The organism is Cupriavidus sp. 05L310, assembly GCF_056398185.1.
Map to the genome: position 1 here is coordinate 16,714 of NZ_JBFTOX010000083.1, position 15,582 is coordinate 32,295.

General features: G+C 66.5%; 15 protein-coding genes, 1 tRNA gene and 2 pseudogenes. 4 read left to right on the forward strand and 14 right to left on the reverse strand.

All coding sequences use genetic code 11. The annotated features are described in order from the left end of the window. Positions 1-38: 38 nt before the first annotated feature. Positions 39-854 carry a 5'-3' exonuclease gene (locus AC1DS6_RS38580; RefSeq protein ID WP_035872037.1) on the reverse strand — a complete coding sequence of 272 codons (816 nt, stop codon included), beginning with the start codon at positions 852-854 and terminating at the stop codon, positions 39-41. A 147-nt stretch (positions 855-1,001) separates the two neighbouring features. On the opposite strand from AC1DS6_RS38580, the gene AC1DS6_RS38585 reads away from it, so the two are divergent. Next, a complete protein-coding gene (locus AC1DS6_RS38585) occupies positions 1,002-1,241 on the forward strand; it encodes a helix-turn-helix domain-containing protein (protein ID WP_035872040.1) in 240 nt (79 codons plus the stop codon). Positions 1,242-1,513: 272 nt separating this feature from the next. Then, a tRNA-Met gene (locus AC1DS6_RS38590) sits at positions 1,514-1,589 on the forward strand. Positions 1,590-1,782: 193 nt separating this feature from the next. Here AC1DS6_RS38590 and AC1DS6_RS38595 read toward each other — a convergent pair. From AC1DS6_RS38595 to AC1DS6_RS38620, 6 genes and pseudogenes are all read right to left on the reverse strand, one after another. After that, positions 1,783-1,893: pseudogene (locus AC1DS6_RS38595) on the reverse strand (cyclase family protein); the annotation flags it as partial. Then, complete coding sequence (locus AC1DS6_RS38600) at positions 1,890-2,828, reverse strand: SMP-30/gluconolactonase/LRE family protein (protein WP_477104486.1); 939 nt, start codon at positions 2,826-2,828, stop codon at positions 1,890-1,892. The gene AC1DS6_RS38600 and the pseudogene AC1DS6_RS38595, both read right to left, overlap by 4 nt. 3 nt (positions 2,829-2,831) lie before the next feature. Then, positions 2,832-3,815, reverse strand: a complete 984-nt coding sequence (locus AC1DS6_RS38605) for a Bug family tripartite tricarboxylate transporter substrate binding protein (protein ID WP_477104487.1) — start codon at positions 3,813-3,815, stop codon at positions 2,832-2,834. 53 nt (positions 3,816-3,868) lie between these two features. Beyond that, a complete protein-coding gene (locus tag AC1DS6_RS38610; RefSeq protein WP_441634559.1) occupies positions 3,869-4,816 on the reverse strand; it encodes an NAD(P)-dependent oxidoreductase in 948 nt (315 codons plus the stop codon). Next, on the reverse strand, positions 4,813-5,496 hold the full coding sequence (locus AC1DS6_RS38615) for an RraA family protein (protein ID WP_477104488.1): 684 nt from the start codon (positions 5,494-5,496) through the stop codon (positions 4,813-4,815). The genes AC1DS6_RS38610 and AC1DS6_RS38615 overlap by 4 nt, the downstream gene beginning before the upstream one ends. Positions 5,497-5,582: 86 nt before the next feature. Next, positions 5,583-6,557: a Bug family tripartite tricarboxylate transporter substrate binding protein gene (locus AC1DS6_RS38620; RefSeq protein WP_045242958.1), complete on the reverse strand. Its 975-nt coding sequence runs from the start codon at positions 6,555-6,557 to the stop codon at positions 5,583-5,585. Positions 6,558-6,652: 95 nt separating this feature from the next. Between AC1DS6_RS38620 and AC1DS6_RS38625 the strand changes: the two genes are divergently transcribed. Together AC1DS6_RS38625 and AC1DS6_RS38630 are read left to right on the forward strand one after the other, a co-directional pair. Next, on the forward strand, positions 6,653-7,429 hold the full coding sequence (locus AC1DS6_RS38625) for an IclR family transcriptional regulator (protein WP_477104489.1): 777 nt from the start codon (positions 6,653-6,655) through the stop codon (positions 7,427-7,429). Positions 7,430-7,572: 143 nt separating this feature from the next. Beyond that, positions 7,573-8,199 carry a LysE family translocator gene (locus AC1DS6_RS38630; protein ID WP_477104490.1) on the forward strand — a complete coding sequence of 209 codons (627 nt, stop codon included), beginning with the start codon at positions 7,573-7,575 and terminating at the stop codon, positions 8,197-8,199. A gap of 43 nt (positions 8,200-8,242) precedes the next feature. On the opposite strand, the gene AC1DS6_RS38635 is transcribed toward AC1DS6_RS38630, so the two are convergent. The 7 genes and pseudogenes from AC1DS6_RS38635 to AC1DS6_RS38665 all read right to left on the reverse strand — a co-directional run. Then, positions 8,243-9,406 carry a xanthine dehydrogenase family Fe-S subunit gene (locus AC1DS6_RS38635; RefSeq protein WP_441634569.1) on the reverse strand — a complete coding sequence of 388 codons (1,164 nt, stop codon included), beginning with the start codon at positions 9,404-9,406 and terminating at the stop codon, positions 8,243-8,245. An 8-nt stretch (positions 9,407-9,414) separates the two neighbouring features. After that, entirely contained in the window at positions 9,415-10,242 is an 828-nt protein-coding gene (locus tag AC1DS6_RS38640; RefSeq protein ID WP_441634571.1) for an FAD binding domain-containing protein, read from the reverse strand. A 6-nt stretch (positions 10,243-10,248) separates the two neighbouring features. After that, positions 10,249-12,660, reverse strand: coding sequence for a xanthine dehydrogenase family protein molybdopterin-binding subunit (locus tag AC1DS6_RS38645; RefSeq protein WP_477104491.1), 2,412 nt, complete (start codon positions 12,658-12,660; stop codon positions 10,249-10,251). 179 nt (positions 12,661-12,839) lie between these two features. Next, complete coding sequence (locus AC1DS6_RS38650) at positions 12,840-13,469, reverse strand: N-carbamoylsarcosine amidohydrolase (protein WP_441634575.1); 630 nt, start codon at positions 13,467-13,469, stop codon at positions 12,840-12,842. Then, positions 13,466-14,512: a 2,5-dihydroxypyridine 5,6-dioxygenase NicX family protein gene (locus AC1DS6_RS38655; protein WP_045242965.1), complete on the reverse strand. Its 1,047-nt coding sequence runs from the start codon at positions 14,510-14,512 to the stop codon at positions 13,466-13,468. The genes AC1DS6_RS38650 and AC1DS6_RS38655 overlap by 4 nt, the downstream gene beginning before the upstream one ends. A 23-nt stretch (positions 14,513-14,535) precedes the next feature. After that, positions 14,536-15,387, reverse strand: a complete 852-nt coding sequence (locus tag AC1DS6_RS38660; RefSeq protein WP_441634577.1) for an alpha/beta fold hydrolase — start codon at positions 15,385-15,387, stop codon at positions 14,536-14,538. A 24-nt stretch (positions 15,388-15,411) separates the two neighbouring features. After that, positions 15,412-15,582, reverse strand: a pseudogene (locus tag AC1DS6_RS38665) (Asp/Glu racemase); the annotation flags it as partial.

A 15,582-nucleotide genomic window follows, 5' to 3' on the forward strand; every position in this document is an offset into this window, starting at 1 on the left:
GCCACTTTACAAAGTCACGCGCCGGCGACAACCGGGCATCAGGGTGGGTCCCCAGCCGCGTCGCCGATGCGAAGCATGTTCCATGTCAGCCCAAGCTGGACATCGGTCTTGAGGGACAGCAACTGGCGGGAAAGCCGTGCCAGATGCGCCTGTTCCGCCAGGTTCTTGCCGATCACGCCTTTCTCCCCGGACGCGTTGGCCAGCACGGTCTCCAGGTCGCCATAGCGCTGCAGGAGCTTCACGGCGGTCTTCGCCCCGATCTTTTCGACGCCGGGAATGCCGTCCGTGCTATCTCCCAGCATGGCGAGGTAATCCGCCAGTTGGTGGCTGCCGACGCCGAACTTGTCCATGACGTAGCTTTCGTCGAACCAGGACGGCTCGCCGTTCTTCGCTGTCGCGAAATGGTTGCGTACGATCGCGCCGTCTGCAATCAGCTGGAGCACGTCCTTGTCCGTGCTCACCGGAATCGCCTGCCCCTCCTTGCTCGCGGTCCAGCGGTAGAAGACGGTGGCGATGATGTCGTCCGCCTCGTAACCGTCGGCCGAGGCAGTCTGGAGCCCGAGCACCTCCGTCAGCGTCAGGCGGAAATCGGGAATGACGTCGGCCAGCTCCGGGTCCATGGGCTTGCGGTGCTGGCGATATTGCGGATACAGCGCGTGCCGCCACGTCTTGCCGCCGGCATCGAATGCCGCCAGCGCGTGCGTGGGCCGGCATTCGGCCAAGGCGCGGCGGAACGAGGCCAGGGCCGAGAGCACAGCCCCTTCGACCTTGGCCGGAATGTCTTCCGATGGGTTGGCTTCGTAAACCCGGCGCAGGATGTTCAGGCCATCAATCAGAAGTAGTGTCTGCTTCATTATTCTTGCGATGCTTGCCGTCAGACCCTCTATTCTGACGCGCGATGGCGATGGCGCAACTTTTTGGACTGATCTATCCGCGAGAATGCGGGGTTGCGCAGGCCGGCCACCTCGTCTAGTCTGAGCAGACTCAACCTACGCCCGGAAATGAACAACAACCACGACACTCGCCAGGCAGTAATCGACGCCCTGAAGAAAACGGGCACCCCGATGGATGCATATCAGGTCGCAAAGGCCACGGGCGTCAGCCCGATCCAGGCCGTGCGGACACTGACCAAGCTCACCACCAAGGGGCTTGTGCGGACCGATGGCCCGCTGGGTGACGAGAACGACCTGTCCGCGCAGTTCAGTCTCGTGCCGGAGCCGAAGGAAGGCAGCGTGGGCTGAAAGCAGGCGTTTCGGGCTCTGGCGGTACTGGCTGCCACGTGGCCGGCTTCGGCGATCGTGGCATGAAGCTGGCGGCTGCCCCTGCCACTCAAATTCGATAACAGTGCCGCATAAATCACATACAAGCTTGCGCAATCTCGCGCCGGCTGCCCCGTTCGCGCGCCGTCAATGCGCACCTGGCCCGCTCCGCATTAACGTGATCGATAGGCGATGCTGGCAAATAATTCCAATCAGGACTATCCATTGCCCGCCAACCCGCGTATATTTCGGCCCGCGGGGTGGAGCAGTTGGCAGCTCGTCGGGCTCATAACCCGAAGGTCGCAGGTTCAAGTCCTGCCCCCGCAACCAGATTCCAAAGCCCGTACGGTTCTCGCCGCACGGGCTTTTTGCATTTGCACGGCGCAGGTGGCGCCGGGGCCTGCCGAGGGTAAGGCAAATGGGTCCGGGAGACTGTCGGGCCGCGCCCTACACTTTCCGGCGCCTATTCAGGCTTGATGCGATGGCGAAACAGTGAAATTGGCGCGGGTCATCAAGGACGGGAGCCTTGCAGTACCTTGGACCTGTCCACCAGGTTCATCCGGCCGCGCTGGTCGTCGTCTCCGAACTCGCCCTAGTGGCTGCCCTGCGGGCTGTGCTTCCAGCGTTGCGTCATGCCGGATCTCCCTTTGAATGCTTGCGTGGGACGATCGGCAGCCCGGCCACATCCATTTCGATGCACAGGATGCCTCCCGCCGTGGAGTCCGTCACGAACAGCATCTTGCCGGCCGTGCCGCCAAAGGCGAGATTGGTCAGGGAATGCCCGGCGGGGCCACGCAGCACCTGCACCGGCTCGGCGCGGTGGTTCAGCACCCAGACGTAGCCCAGCCCCGGGTTCGCCACCAGCAACCGGCCGGAGGCATCCATGGCCAGCCCGTCCGGGCCGCTCGGGCCATATGACGTAAAGAACTGGCCGGTCTTGGATACGCTGCCATCGGCAAGGATCGGCATGCGCCAGACGCAGTTGCCCCGGGTCACCGCCACGAACAGGAACTTCTCATCCGGGGACAGCACGATGCCGTTGGGGCTGGGCACATTGGACAGCAGCAGCTCCAGCCTGCCCGCGGCGCTCAGGCGATAGACGCGGCCGGTAGGATCGTGCAGCCCGGTCTGCCCCTGGTCCGTGAAATAGATGTTCCCTTGCGAATCGATGGTGAGGTCGTTGACCCCTTTGAAGCTCTCGGTATTGCGGCGGCCAAGGTAAGGCGCCACGGTTCCGCTGCGCGTGTCGAGCAGCATCAGGCCATTGCGGTAGTCCGTCACCAGCAGTTCGGCCGCGCTTAGAAACTTCATGCCGTTGGGCTCGCCGTCCCACTCGGCCACCAGCTCCCACCCGCCCTTTGGATCGATGCGAAAGACGCGGCCGTAGGGGATATCGGTGACATAGAGATTGCCGGCGCTGTCGAACACCGGGCCTTCCAGGAAGGCATCGATCTCTCGCCCGCCCTGGTTGGCATCGGCCCAGATCGTGCGCCTGGGCTGGCGGTATTTCGCCGGCATACGGGTAAAAAGGTCCAGCTCACGGACTTCCGGGGCATTCAGCAGGAACATGGATTATTGCCTTTCAAATGCGGTATTGGCCGCCACCTTGCCCCAGAACGCCGCGCGCTCGGCAAGCTGCCTGGAAAATGTCGACGCATCCCAGTAGCCCGGATTCGCGCCAATGCCTTCGGCAAAGGTCTTCATGTCCTGGGAGGCCATGGCCGCAGCCACTTCTTTCTGAAGGCGCTCCAGCACCTTCGGCGGCGTGCCCCTGGGCGCCCACAGGCCGGTAAAGTTGACTACACCATAGCCCTTGAGCCCTGCCTCGGCAAACGTCGGCACATTGGGCAGCGCAGCAAGGCGTTTGTCGCCGCTCACTGCCAGCAGGCGCAGGCTGCCGCCCTTGACTTGCCCGATGACGCCGGGCGTGGATGCGATCTGGTAGTCCACCGTGCCGCCGAGCAGCGCCAGCGTGGCCTCGCCCGCGCCCTTGAACGGCACGTGCATGAAGTGCGCGCTGGTGGCCACGCCCAGGGCTTCGCTAGCGAAATGCGGCGTGGTGCCGGCGCCGCCTGAGCCGTAGCTCACTTTGCCGTCGCCCGCGCGGGCCGCAGCGATCAGGTCGTTCATGGTCTTGAACCTGCTGTCGGCCTTGACCGCCACGGCCATCGGCGCGAACACGAAAGCGGCTACCGGCTGCAGGTCATTCGCGTAATTGAACGGCAGTTTCTTGAAAATGTGCGGCAGCAGGGAATACGTGGTGTCGTTGGCGAGCAGCGTGTAGCCGTCGGCCGGGGCGCGCGCCACTTGCACAGTGCCGATGGTGCCGGTGGCGCCTGCCTTGTTTTCGACGACGAAGCTCTGGCCGGTTTGTTCGGTGAGGCGTTGGGCCATTTTTCGGGTGACTGCGTCGACAGCACCGCCTGGGGGGTATGGGACCACGATCCTGACGGGCTTGTCGGGCCAGGTTTGTGCGTGGGCGGATAGGGCGATGAAGGCGATCGCGCCCAGCGCGCAACGGCGCAGTGCCGATACGCGGTTCGGTTTGGTTTTCATTGTGTCTCCTGCCTTGTATTTTTCCTGGCCCGGGCGGGGGCCGGCTTCGGCCTTCAGGCCTTGGCCAGAACCGGGGCTTGCGCACGAGACAGCACGCCTAGCGTGTTCTGCGCGGCCGCCACGCCCATGTTCACATAGGCGGTGCTGGTCACGCCGCCGATGTGGGGGCTGAGCAGAAAACCAGGCTGGCCGTGGAAGATATGCGGCACCGTCATCGGCTCGACCGCGAAGCTGTCCAGCCCGGCAATGGCTACCTGTCCGGACTGCACCGCGGCCAGCAGTGCGGGTTCGTCGATCAGCCCGCCGCGCGCGGTGTTGACCAGCATCACGCCGGGCTTGCAGCGTGCCAGCGTTTGCGCGTTGATCATCGCCTTGTTGTCGGCGGTCAGCGGGCAGTGCAGCGAGATAGCGTCCGACTCCTTCCAGATCGTTTCCAGGTCCACGGGCTCGATATAGTCCGGCAGGTCACGGGCATATGGATCGAAGCCGATCACGCGCATGCCCATGGCATCGCACATCCTGGCGAAGCGCCGGCCGATGGCACCCAGGCCGATCAGGCCAATGGTGCGGCCCGCCAGCTCGAAGCTCTTGTGCGTGGCCTTGTCCCAGTGGCCGGCATGCATGCGTTCGTTGAGCGTCACGACGGATTTGGCGCAGCCCAGCAGCAACGCCAGGGCCTGCTCCGCAACGGCTGCGGCATTGGCGCCAACCGCTGCCGTTACCTCGATGCCGCGCGCTGCGGCGGCGGGCTTGTCGATGGTGTCGGTGCCGCTGCCGTGCTTGGAGATGACCTTCAGCGCGGGGGCGGCATCCATGATTTCCGGCGTCACGGCGCCGTAGCGCACGATGATGCCGACCGGGTTGTGGCGCTGCGCCAGCGCCACCAGATCGGCGGGCTGGGGGGTCTTGCCGGCATAGACGATTTCGTAATCGCCGAGCAATGCCTCGGCTTGTGGCGCCAGGTCAGCCGCGGTGACGAGGATAGCGGGCTTGGTGCTCACAGCGTCTCTCCCTCTTTCAGCACGCCAGCGGTGATCAACGAGGCAACCAGCCACGGCGCGTTGGTCTTGCCTTCCTTGATCTGGGCGATGCGGCGCGCTTCGGCGGCTTCCTTGTGCTCGGCGAGCGGCAGCAGCGAGGCGATCTTTTCACGCTCCACCACGACCAGGCCATCGGCATCGCCGCAGATGAAGTCCCCGGGGTGGACCGTGACGCCGCCGACCGAGACCGGGTGGCCGATGCGCCCGCCCACTTCCTTGGTCGGGCCGTTGGGGTTGGTGCCCACCGAGAACACCGGGTAATCCATGTCGTCGATCTCCAGGCTGTCGCGCACCGCGCCGTCGATCACCACGCCGGCAATGCCGCGCTGGCGGCATGCATTCATCATGATGGTACCCATCAGCGCGCTGCTCTGGTCGCCCTTGCCGTCGATCACCAGCACATCACCCGGCTGCGCCAGCGCCAGCGCGGCGTGGATCATCAGGTTGTCGCCGGGGCGCACTTCCACCGTGAAGGCGGTGCCGGCCAGCTTCATATGCGGGCGCAACGCCCGGATGCGGCCGTGCAGCGCGCCGCGGCGGCCGGCCACGTCGGCCAGGATCGCGGGCTGGAATTTCGCGGCCCGGGCGACGATGTCGGCGGGTACGCGGTCGAAGGATTTGATGATGTTGGGCAGGCTCATGGCATGGCTCCTTGGATTCGGTGATTCGGGGATTCGGGGATTCGGGGATTCGGGGATGGCGACGGGGTAGCTGTGAATGCCGGAGATCAGTCAACCTGCGCGCCGGATGCCTTGACGGCGGCTGACCAGCGAACGGTGTCCTTCTTCAGCAGCGCGCCGAACTCCTCCGGGGTGCCGCCCAGAACATCAGCGCCCTGGTCGCTCAGCTTCTTCCTCAGGTCGGGCACCTGCAGCGCCTTGTTGAACTCGGCATTCAGGCGCGCCACGATGCCCCTGGGCGTGGCGGCGGGCGCCACGAAACCGAACCACGTCACGGCCTCGAACCCGCTGTAGCCGGACTCGGCAATGGTGGGCACGTTGGGCAGGTCGTCCATGCGCTTGCCCGAGGTGACGGCCAGCGCGCGCATCTTGCCGTTGCGGATATGGCCGATCAGCGTCGGCACCGACGACAGGTACAGCTGCACCTGCCCGCCAATCAGGTCATTGACGGCCTGGGCCGCGCCCTTGTACGGCACGTGTGTGAGCTTGATGCCGGCCGTCTTCTGGAACAGCTCGCTGGTCAGGTGCGCCACGGTGCCGTTGCCCGGCGAGGCCATGTTGATAGTGCCCGGATGCGCCTTGCTGGCAGCAATCACATCGGCCAGCGTCTTGTAGGGCGAATCCACGTTGGTCACCAGCACCAGCGGTGCGCTGGCGACCAGGCCCACCGGCGTAAGGTCCTTCGCCACGTCGTACGGCAGCTTGCGGTAGAGCGCGGGGTTGATGGCAAGGTTGCTGGTCTGGCCCAGCACGATGGTATAGCCGTCGCCACTGGCCTTGGCCGCGGCGTCCACGCCGAGGTTGCCGCCCGAGCCCGGCTTGTTGTCCACCACGAAGCGCCAGCCCATGGCCATCGCCACCTTGTTGGTGACCTCGCGGGCAATGATGTCCGTGCCGCCGCCGGCTGGAAACGGCACGATCACGCGGATGGGCTTGGCAGGATAGGTTTGGGTCTGTGCCAGGGCCGGGATTGCCAGGGCACAAAAGAGAGCGGTGGTCAGGCCGCGGCGCAGCAGGTGCATTGCTTGTCTCCATCTCGTTATTTGTTGGAACGGATTCTGGATGGTCGTTGCACGCAGTACAATAGCGTTTCACTGTACGCACCCCATTCCACACCATGGTCCCCTCCAATTCCCCCATTGCCATTGAGGCGGCCGACGACGCAGGCGGCGGCGTGATCGCAGTACGGCGGGCGCTGCGCGTCCTGGAAGCCTTCGGCGTAAGCGATGCACAGCTCACACTAGCGGAACTCAGCCGGCGCACGGGCTTCCACAAGACCACGGTGCTGCGCCTGGCGCGCACGCTGGCATCCGACAACTACCTGGTGCAGAAGGAAGACGGCAGTTGGCGGCTCGGGCGTGCTGCAGGCTGGCTGGGCGCGTGCTACCAGGCCACCTTCAATGTGTATGAAGTGGTGGAACCGGTGCTGCGGGAGCTGACGATCAAGACTGGGGAAAGCGCGTCGTTCTACGTGCGCGAGGGCCAGCAGCGCATGTGCCTGGTGCGCGTGGAGGGCCCGCAGGCCATCCGGCACCATGTACGCATCGGCTCGGCGCTGCCGCTGGACAGCGGCGCGCCCGGGCGGGTCATCCTGGCGTTCTCAGGGCAGCCGGGCGAGCCCTATGAATCGATCCGGCGGCGGGGATATCACCTGTCGATGGGCGAGCGCGAGCCGGAAGTCTCCAGCGTTTCAGCGCCTGTGTTCGGGCTGCATTGGCGGCTGCTCGGGTCCGCGTGCATCTCGGGGCCGACTTCGCGGCTCAGTGAAGAGCGCTTGATTGCCCTGGCACAGACGGTGGTGGACGCGGCCAACCAGCTTTCGTATGCGATGGCGGGAAGCCACCGGCCTGCGCCCGAGGCAGCGTCGGGCAGTCCGGCAACATGGCATCCTTGACGTGCCAATGCGTCACGCTGGCACAAACGTTGTCTGGCTGGCAGTATTCGGATGGCGTTCCTGATGGTCCGGCGACGGGTTTTTGCCCAATGCCGGATCTCACCCGACAACGCACTATCCGCAGCAGCAAAGGAGTGAAGCGCATGCCCCCGCTCGAGACACTATTGCCATTCTTCGGCATTGCCGTGGTACTTGGCCTGACACCCGGCCCGGACAATATCTTTGTGTTGCTGCAATCCGCCATGCGGGGGCCTCGCGCCGGCATGGTCGTGGTGCTCGGCCTTTGCACGGGCCTGCTGGTGCATACGGCCGCGGTGGCCTTCGGCCTGGCCGCGCTGTTTGCCACATCCCAGGTTGCATTTGCGGCGCTCAAGATCGCCGGCGCGCTGTACCTGGCCTACCTTGCGTGGCAGGCGTTCCGCGCACCGGTGGGCAAGATGGCCGAAGGCGGCGGCGGCAACGTTGGCACCGGGCACATGTACCGGCGCGGCGTGGCGATGAACCTGACCAACCCCAAGGTCGTGATCTTCTTTCTCGCGTTCCTGCCCCAGTTCGTCGCTGCCGACCGTGGGCATATCGCGCTGCAGATCATGGTGCTGGGCGTGGTCTTTATCATCGCCACCCTGCTTGTTTTTTCTGTGATCGCCTACTTCTCGGCCATGTTCGGCGCCCTGCTGCTGCGCTCGGCTCGCGCGCAACGTGCGCTGAACCGGTTTGCGGGGGTGGTGTTCCTGGGACTCGCCGCGCGCCTGGCGACGTCGCGGCTGTAAGCCTGCGGATGCAGCCGCCACCCTCCATCCCTGCCCCGGGGCCTTAATCCCGCCCACCCCCAAACAGCCGCTTCACCCTCTCCCAGAGCACTCCCAGCATCATCGACACCGGATTCATCTGCGTGACCTTGCTGCGTTCACTATCCGACAGCGACGGGTCCATCTTGCGAGTCACGTTCTTGCCGAAATCGGCCATCATGCGACGGACAAAATCGCGCACCAGCCCCGAGCGGGAGAACTGCGCCAGCGGGCCTTGCAGCGAATACTGCAAGTCGATCAGCACTTCGGTCTCGCCCGCCGATACCGCCTGAAGCACGTAGGTGATATCGCCCGCGGCCTTGGAGTTGCTCAGCGAGTCCTGGCCCGCGCCCTTTAACACGCCGCGCCGGTTCTGGTCGTCCCGTTCCAGCCGCGCCGCGCCGTTGAAGCGCGCCGCCATCGGCCCGAACTTGATCGCGACGTGGCCCTTGACGCGGTCGCCGTCCTGCTCGGTCAGCGCGGCACCCGGCAGGCAACTGGCCACCGCGGGCAGGTCGGCCATGAAGCGCCAGACGTCATCGACCGGGAACGGCACCTTGAAGCCGCCATCGATGCGCGACCAGCCTTTCTTGTCGGCGCTGCGCTCGGTCTCCTCCGTGGCCGCGGCAACGGCTTGCGCCTCGCCGGCGCTATCGGCGGCGGGCGTGAAGCAGACGAACGCACGCGGCGCCGGCGTGCTGGCCTGCGCGATGCCGCCGCCTTGCGGCCGCCGTTGCTCCAGCACCGAGCGGATCGCGGCCACGATGCCCATATAGCCGGTGCAGCGGCAGAGGTTGCCGGAAAGCTCGTGGCGGATGGTGGCTTCGTCGGCATCCGGCAGCCGCAGCACGATGTCGCGCGCGGTGGCGAGCATGCCGGGCGTGCAATAGCCGCATTGCAGCGCGTGGTGCTTGTTGAACGCGGCGCGCAACTCGCGCATCACGGCATCGTCGTCATAGCCTTCGATGGTCACCACCTTGCTGCCGGCGCAGGCGCTGGCGAACGTGATGCAGGAGCGTACGGGCTTGTCGTCGACCAGCACGGTGCAGGCGCCGCAAACCCCGTGTTCGCAACCCAGGTGGGTGCCGGTCAGGCCCTGCCCGTCGCGCAGGAAGTCTCCCAGGTGCGTGCGGTGCGCGCAGGCACCGGCAGCGGCGCGGCCATTGATCGTCAGTGCGATGGTTTCCACTGCGGCCCTCAGTTAAAAAGTTGTTCGATGCAGCGCGTCGCAGCGGTGCAATAAAGCTTGCGGTCGATCGCATCCTTGCCGGGCGTGGCTTGCGTCACGGCTGCCAGGACGGCCTGCGGGGTGAGCGCGGCGGGGCCGCGCGCCGCAATGCCGTTGGCCAGGCCGTGCAGCACCGCCGGCGCGCCGTCGAGCGCGCCCAGCACGATGCGGGCGAAGCGCGCGGACGGATCGAAGTAGGCGGCGCAGCTTGCCTCGGCGAATTCTCCGGTCTTGCGGCAGAGCTTGTGGTAGCCCCAGCGCACGTCGTCGTTGTGACGCGGCACATGGACGGCCGCGATCACTTCGCCCTCCGTCAGCGCAGTGGTGTACGCGCCCAGCATGAATTGCGTCATGGGTACCCGGCGCGTGCCGGCCTTCGACGCAAGTTCAAGCTCGGCGCCCATGGCGGTCAGCGCCACCACCCAGTCCGCCGCGGGATCGGCATGCGCCAGGCTGCCGCCGATGGTGCCGCGGTTGCGGATGGCGCGGTAGGCGATGCCGTGTGCCACGGACTGCAGCATGGTGCCGCGCAACGCCGGGAATTCGCCATCCTCGATCTGCGCGTGGGTGACGGCGGCGCCGATGCGCACGCGGTCCTGCTCCACGCTGACCGTGCGCAGCTCGGCCAGCTTCGACAAATCGTAGACGGTATCGGGCCGCGTCAGGCGCAGGTTGAGCATGGGGCCCAGCGACTGGCCGCCGCCCATGACCTTGGCGTTGTCGGTGCGGTCCGCCAGCGCGGCGCAGGTCGCGGCCAGCGTGGGCGCCGCGCGATAGATGAATGCAGCTGCTTTCATGATGGTTCAGGCCGCCTCTCTGGTTTGCGTGGTCTGCGGCTCGTCTCGCGCTTGTTCGGCGCGGGCCAGTGCTTCGAGCACCTTGCGCGGCGTGAGGGGAGTCTCAAGCAACTCCACGCCGAACTGCCCCAGCGCATCGTTGACGGCGTTGAAGATGGCGGCCGGGGGCGCGATGGCACCACCCTCGCCCATGCCCTTGGCGCCGAACTCGGTGTGCGGGGACGGCGTCTCGAAATGGTGGATGCGGATCGCGGGAATCTCGGTGGGCCCGGGCAGCATGTAGTCGGCCAGCGTGGAGGCCAGCGGCTGGCCGTTGCCGTCGTAGCGCATTTCTTCGAACATGGCGGTGCCGATGCCCTGCGCAACGCCGCCGTAGGTCTGCCCCTCCACCACCATGGGATTGACCATGGTGCCGCAGTCTTCCACCACCACGTAATCGAGGATCTCTACGTGGCCGGAATCGGTGTCCACTTCCACCAGCGCCGCGTGGGTGGAGTACGTGAAGCTGCCGGTATCCACATTGGGCTTGTAGCCCATCGTGGTTTCCAGCCCGGCGGGATCCACATCGGCGGGCAGCTTCTGTGGATTGATATACCAGGCGTTGGCGATGTCGGCGATGGGCACGGCGGCGTCGCCCGCCTTCACCGCGCCGCCATCCAGCGCGGCCTCGCCCTCCGGGCGCAGCAGCATATGCGCGCCGATCTTCAGCAGGCGCGGCACCAGCGCCTTGCAGGCGCGCGACACCGCGCCGCCGGACATCACCAGCGAGCGCGAGGCGTAGGTGCCGGTGGAGAACGGCGTCACGCCGGTGTCGCCATGCACCACCTTGACCCGCGCCACGTCGATGCCGAGGATCTCGTGCGCGATTTGCGCAAAGGTGGTTTCCATGCCCTGGCCATGCGAGTGCACACCCACGCGCACCTCAAGCCCGCCGTCCGGCGTGATGCGCACGGTGGCGGAATCGAAGCCGGGAATCACCGGCGTGCCCCAGGCGGCGAACACCGAAGTGCCATGCGCCGATTGCTCCGTGTAAGTGCCGAAGCCCACGCCAAGGTAGCGCGATCCCGCCCAGGCATCGCTGTGCCGTTCACGCTGGCGCGCGCGGATGCGCGCCAGCCCGATCATCTCCGCTGCCTTGCGCACGCTGGCGGGATAATCGCCGCCGTCGAAATGCTTGTTGGTGACGTTGACGTAGGGCATGGCCTCCGGCTGCACCAGGTTCTCGCAGCGGATCTCCCACGGCTCGCGCCTGACAGCGCGCGCCAGCGCGTCGATCAGCAGTTCCATCGCGAAGCACACGCCGGTGCGCGCCACGCCACGGTACGGCACGAAGCCGGGCTTGTTGGTGGCGACGCATTCCGTGATGCAGCGGTAGCCGTCGAAGGCATACGGCCCGGGCAGGTTGCCGATAGCCTGGCCCGGCTCGAGGCCGATGGTGAAGGGCCACACGGAATAGGCACCGCCATCGATGGCGATCTTTGCGTCGAGCGCCAGCAGCCGGCCGCGCGCGTCGGCATAGGCCGTGACCTCGTAATGGTGCTCGCGCGAGTTGGCACCCGCGGTCAGGTGCTCGCGGCGGTCCTCGATAAAGCGGAACGGCTTGCGATACGTCATGGCCAGCCACGCGATGCACAGCTCCTCCTGCTGCAGCACGCACTTGTAGCCAAAGGCACCGCCCACGTCGGGCGAGATCACGCGGACCTTCTCCTGCTCCAGGCCCAGGCAGTGGCTCAGCACCGTGCGGATCATGTGCGGCACCTGGGTGGCGCTGTAGACGATCAGCTGGTCGAACTGGTGATCCCAGTAGGCCAGCACGGCCTTGCCCTCCATCGGCACCATGCACTGGCGAGCCAGGTCGATCTTGCGGGTGACCACCACCGCGGCGGTCTTGCTGAGCGTGTCGAAATTCTTGTCGGCGGTAAGCGTGAGGAAGTGGTTATCCTTCCAGTGCTCATGGACACGCGTGGTGCCGCTGGCCTGCCTGGCGCCGTCCACGTCGGTGAGCGCGGGCAGTTCGTCCAGGTCCGCGACGACGCGCTCGGCAATGTCCTCGGCTTCCGCGCGGGTCGGTGCGAAGGCCATGGCAATCGGCTCGCCGACAAAGCGGACCTTGCCGCTGGCCAGCGGCGGCTGCGCCGAGGGCTGGTAAGAGGGAAAGGCCGAGTCCGCCACGATGTCGAGCGCGCCGGGCATGTCGCCGCGCCCGATCACCGCGTGCTCCAGCCCTTCAGGTTTGTGCAGCGCCAGCAGCCGCGCATGCGCCATGGGGCTGCGCAGGAAGGCAACTTCCTGCAGGCCCGGCATGGCGATGTCGGCCACGAAGCGGCCCTTGCCATGCAGGTGGCGCGCGTCTTCCTTGCGCGCCACGCGGGCGCCTACACCCTGCCCGCCTTCCTTCTCTATGTGGTCTTTGTCCATACATTTCTCCAGCCCGGGTTAGCCGCCATCCGAGACTGCTTTGGGGGTTCGTGGATCGCGCGCACTTGCGCACCGCACATACTCAGTGCACTGATCTTATCGCCAGATTGGCGAAACGGACGGCAACGGTCAATTGGGGCTTTAGCCAATACAGTGCGTGGTGCGGCACGCAAGCGCGCTCAGAGGCGCCTCAATGCCGCGAGTGCCTGCTCGCGGGGCATCACGGCGGCGTATTTCTGCTCCATGTCGAACAGGTTGGCCTCGTGCGGCTGGATTGCGCGGTCGCCCACGCAGTCCGACACCACCAGCGGGCGGAAGCCGTGCGACATGGCATCGACCACGCTGGCGCGCACGCAGCCGCTGGTGACCGCGCCGGCCACCACCAGCGTGCGCACGCCGCGCTGCGTCAGCCAGGCCGCCAGCGACGTACCGAAAAAGGCGGACGGCACGGTCTTGCGCACCACCAACTCGCCCTCGCGCGGCGCGAGCTGCGGCACGATCGCGCTGGCCGGCCCCTGCTCCTTCAGCGTCAGCATGCCGGGCACCTTCAGCGTGAAAATGTTGTGGTCGCCGTCGTCGTCGGCAAACACGATGCGGCTGTGCGCCACGGCCCAGCCTTGCTCGCGGGCTGCTGCCAGCAGCGGCACGGTGTTGGCAATGGCCTGTGCGATATTGCCGCCGCCGAACATCGCCGGATCGGCGAAACCGTTGACGAAGTCGACGATCAGCAGGCCCACGGGGGCTTGCAGCGGCAGCGGCGTGCCGAAGCCCTGGCGCTCGTAGGTGGGGAGTTCGCTATGTCTCGTCATTTGCTGTTCCAGCCGTCCAGTACCTTGCCTTGCCTGACCACGTCCTCGCCATCCAGGCGCACCGTGCAGTTGCGCAGCGGGATATCGATATGGCAGGCGGTGGTGCGGCTGCCACCCGCTTCGTTGTTGGGGCCGAGCGAGAACAGGAAATTGCCCTCGTAGGCGCGCGCGTCCATGCCGATGGAGGCTTCGCGGTCGTACAGGCCCAGCGTCGACCAGCGCGCGCGCGGCTGCAAGCCCCAGCCGATATGCGAGATGGCATAGGCTTCCGGGTCGTTGAAGGAGGCCATGTAGTCGTTCAGCAGCTCGGCATCCAGCCCGCCTTCGATGCGCGTGGCATAGCCGCCTTCCACCGTCAGCTCGACGCGGTCCGCCACGTAGCCCTTCTGCGGCAGCAGGATATCGCCGCGGTCCAGCACGATGCGCCCGCTGGCGCCGCCTTCGTCCGGCCACGTCAGGACGAAGCCGCTGGGCCAGTGATCCCAGCGTCCCGGCTCGTCGACGAAACCGTACTCGCTGATGGCGGGAAACTCGCCGAGCGGGCAACGCAGGTCGGTGCCCGCATCGGATGTCACATGCATTTCCTTGGCGCGCGACAGCCGCGCGTTGGCGCTTGTCACGCGCTCGCGGTCGGCCTCGGTCGGCACCATGCGCACCAGTACTTCCGGCGGTTCCACCGCCAGCAGGATCCTGGTGCCGGTTTTCAGGATGTCGTGCTGTTCGGGCGAGAACAGCAAGGTCATCAGGTCCAGCACCAGGTCGCTCTCCTTGAGCGCGGCGATGGCGGCGCGGTTGCCGGTGAGCGCCGTGGTGCCGAGGTAAGCCAGCGGGTCGCGGCTCAGCGCCTTGTCGCCATTGACGGGCGGCAGGTCCAGGCGGTTGACGATGGCTCCCATCGCCTGCGTGGCGACCAGCGCGCACGACAGGGTCTGCGGATGGGTGGCGGCGCTGGTGAGGATGGTGACGGTCTGCCCGGGCGCGAGGCGGGACAGCGTAAGGACCTGTTTCCAGGCCTGGATCAGGGCGTGATCGCTGACTGGCATGTTCTCTCCTGGTGATCGGCGGCTCAGGCCGCGGCCTGTTGTCGTGGACGTGGGACAACTTCAGCGCCGAGGAAGCCGCCCAGCGCGCGATAGAAGCCCGCCTCGTCATCCCAGGGGATCATGTGGCCTGCGTCCGGCACGTGGCTGACTTCGGTCTGCGGCAACAGACCACGGATCTCGTCGATATCCTCGGGACGCACCACATCCCCGCGGCCAGCCACCATCAGCAGGGCCGGTACCGCGACATGCGGCAGGTCGGCATGCACGTCGTCGGTATGGAAGCCCTGGAAGCTGGCCAGCACGGCGCGTTCGTCGCAGGTATGCAGCCATTCGGCGCGCAGGGCCAGTTGCTCGTCGGTCCAGGTGGGACAGAAGCGCCGCATGGTCTCGATATCCACGCCGTGCCGCGCCACCGCCATGGAATCCACATACCAGGCGAGTTGCGCGGGATAGGCGCGGCGGCCGGGGCCGGAGACCGGCGGATCGACCATGACCAGCCGCGCCAGCCCCGGCGGCTGGCTGCGCGCGGCACGGATGCCGATGCGCGCGCCCATCGAATGGCCGACCACGCTGTAGCGTTGCAGGCCCAGGGCCTGCGCGAAGGCCAGCACGTCGGCGGCCTGCGCATCCAGGCTGTAGTCCAGCGTATCCGACACGCAGGACAGGCCGCGCCCGCGCACGTCCAGCACATAGGTGTCGAACTGCTCGCCCAGGCGCTCGCCGACGAAGCCCCAGGTGATGGCGGGGCTGGTGATGCCCGGCACCAGGATCACCGGATCGCGCGTGGCACGCGCACCGGCGTTGCCGCCATAGCGCAGGTAGTGCTGCCGGATGCCGTTGGCGTGGACGTTGCCGCCGCAAACAAAGGTACTCATGTCATCGCTCCTTGGCCGGGGCACTCAGTAAGCGCCGGACAGCAAAGCGCCGGCGCCGGGCACGACCGGCTCCAGGTCGAGCTGCTTGAGGATGGCGTAGGTGGTGGCGATGGCCGCGGTGATCACGGGCTTGCCGGTCATCGCTTCCACCTTGGCCACGGCCGGCAACGAAGGCATCTGCACGCAGGCCGACAG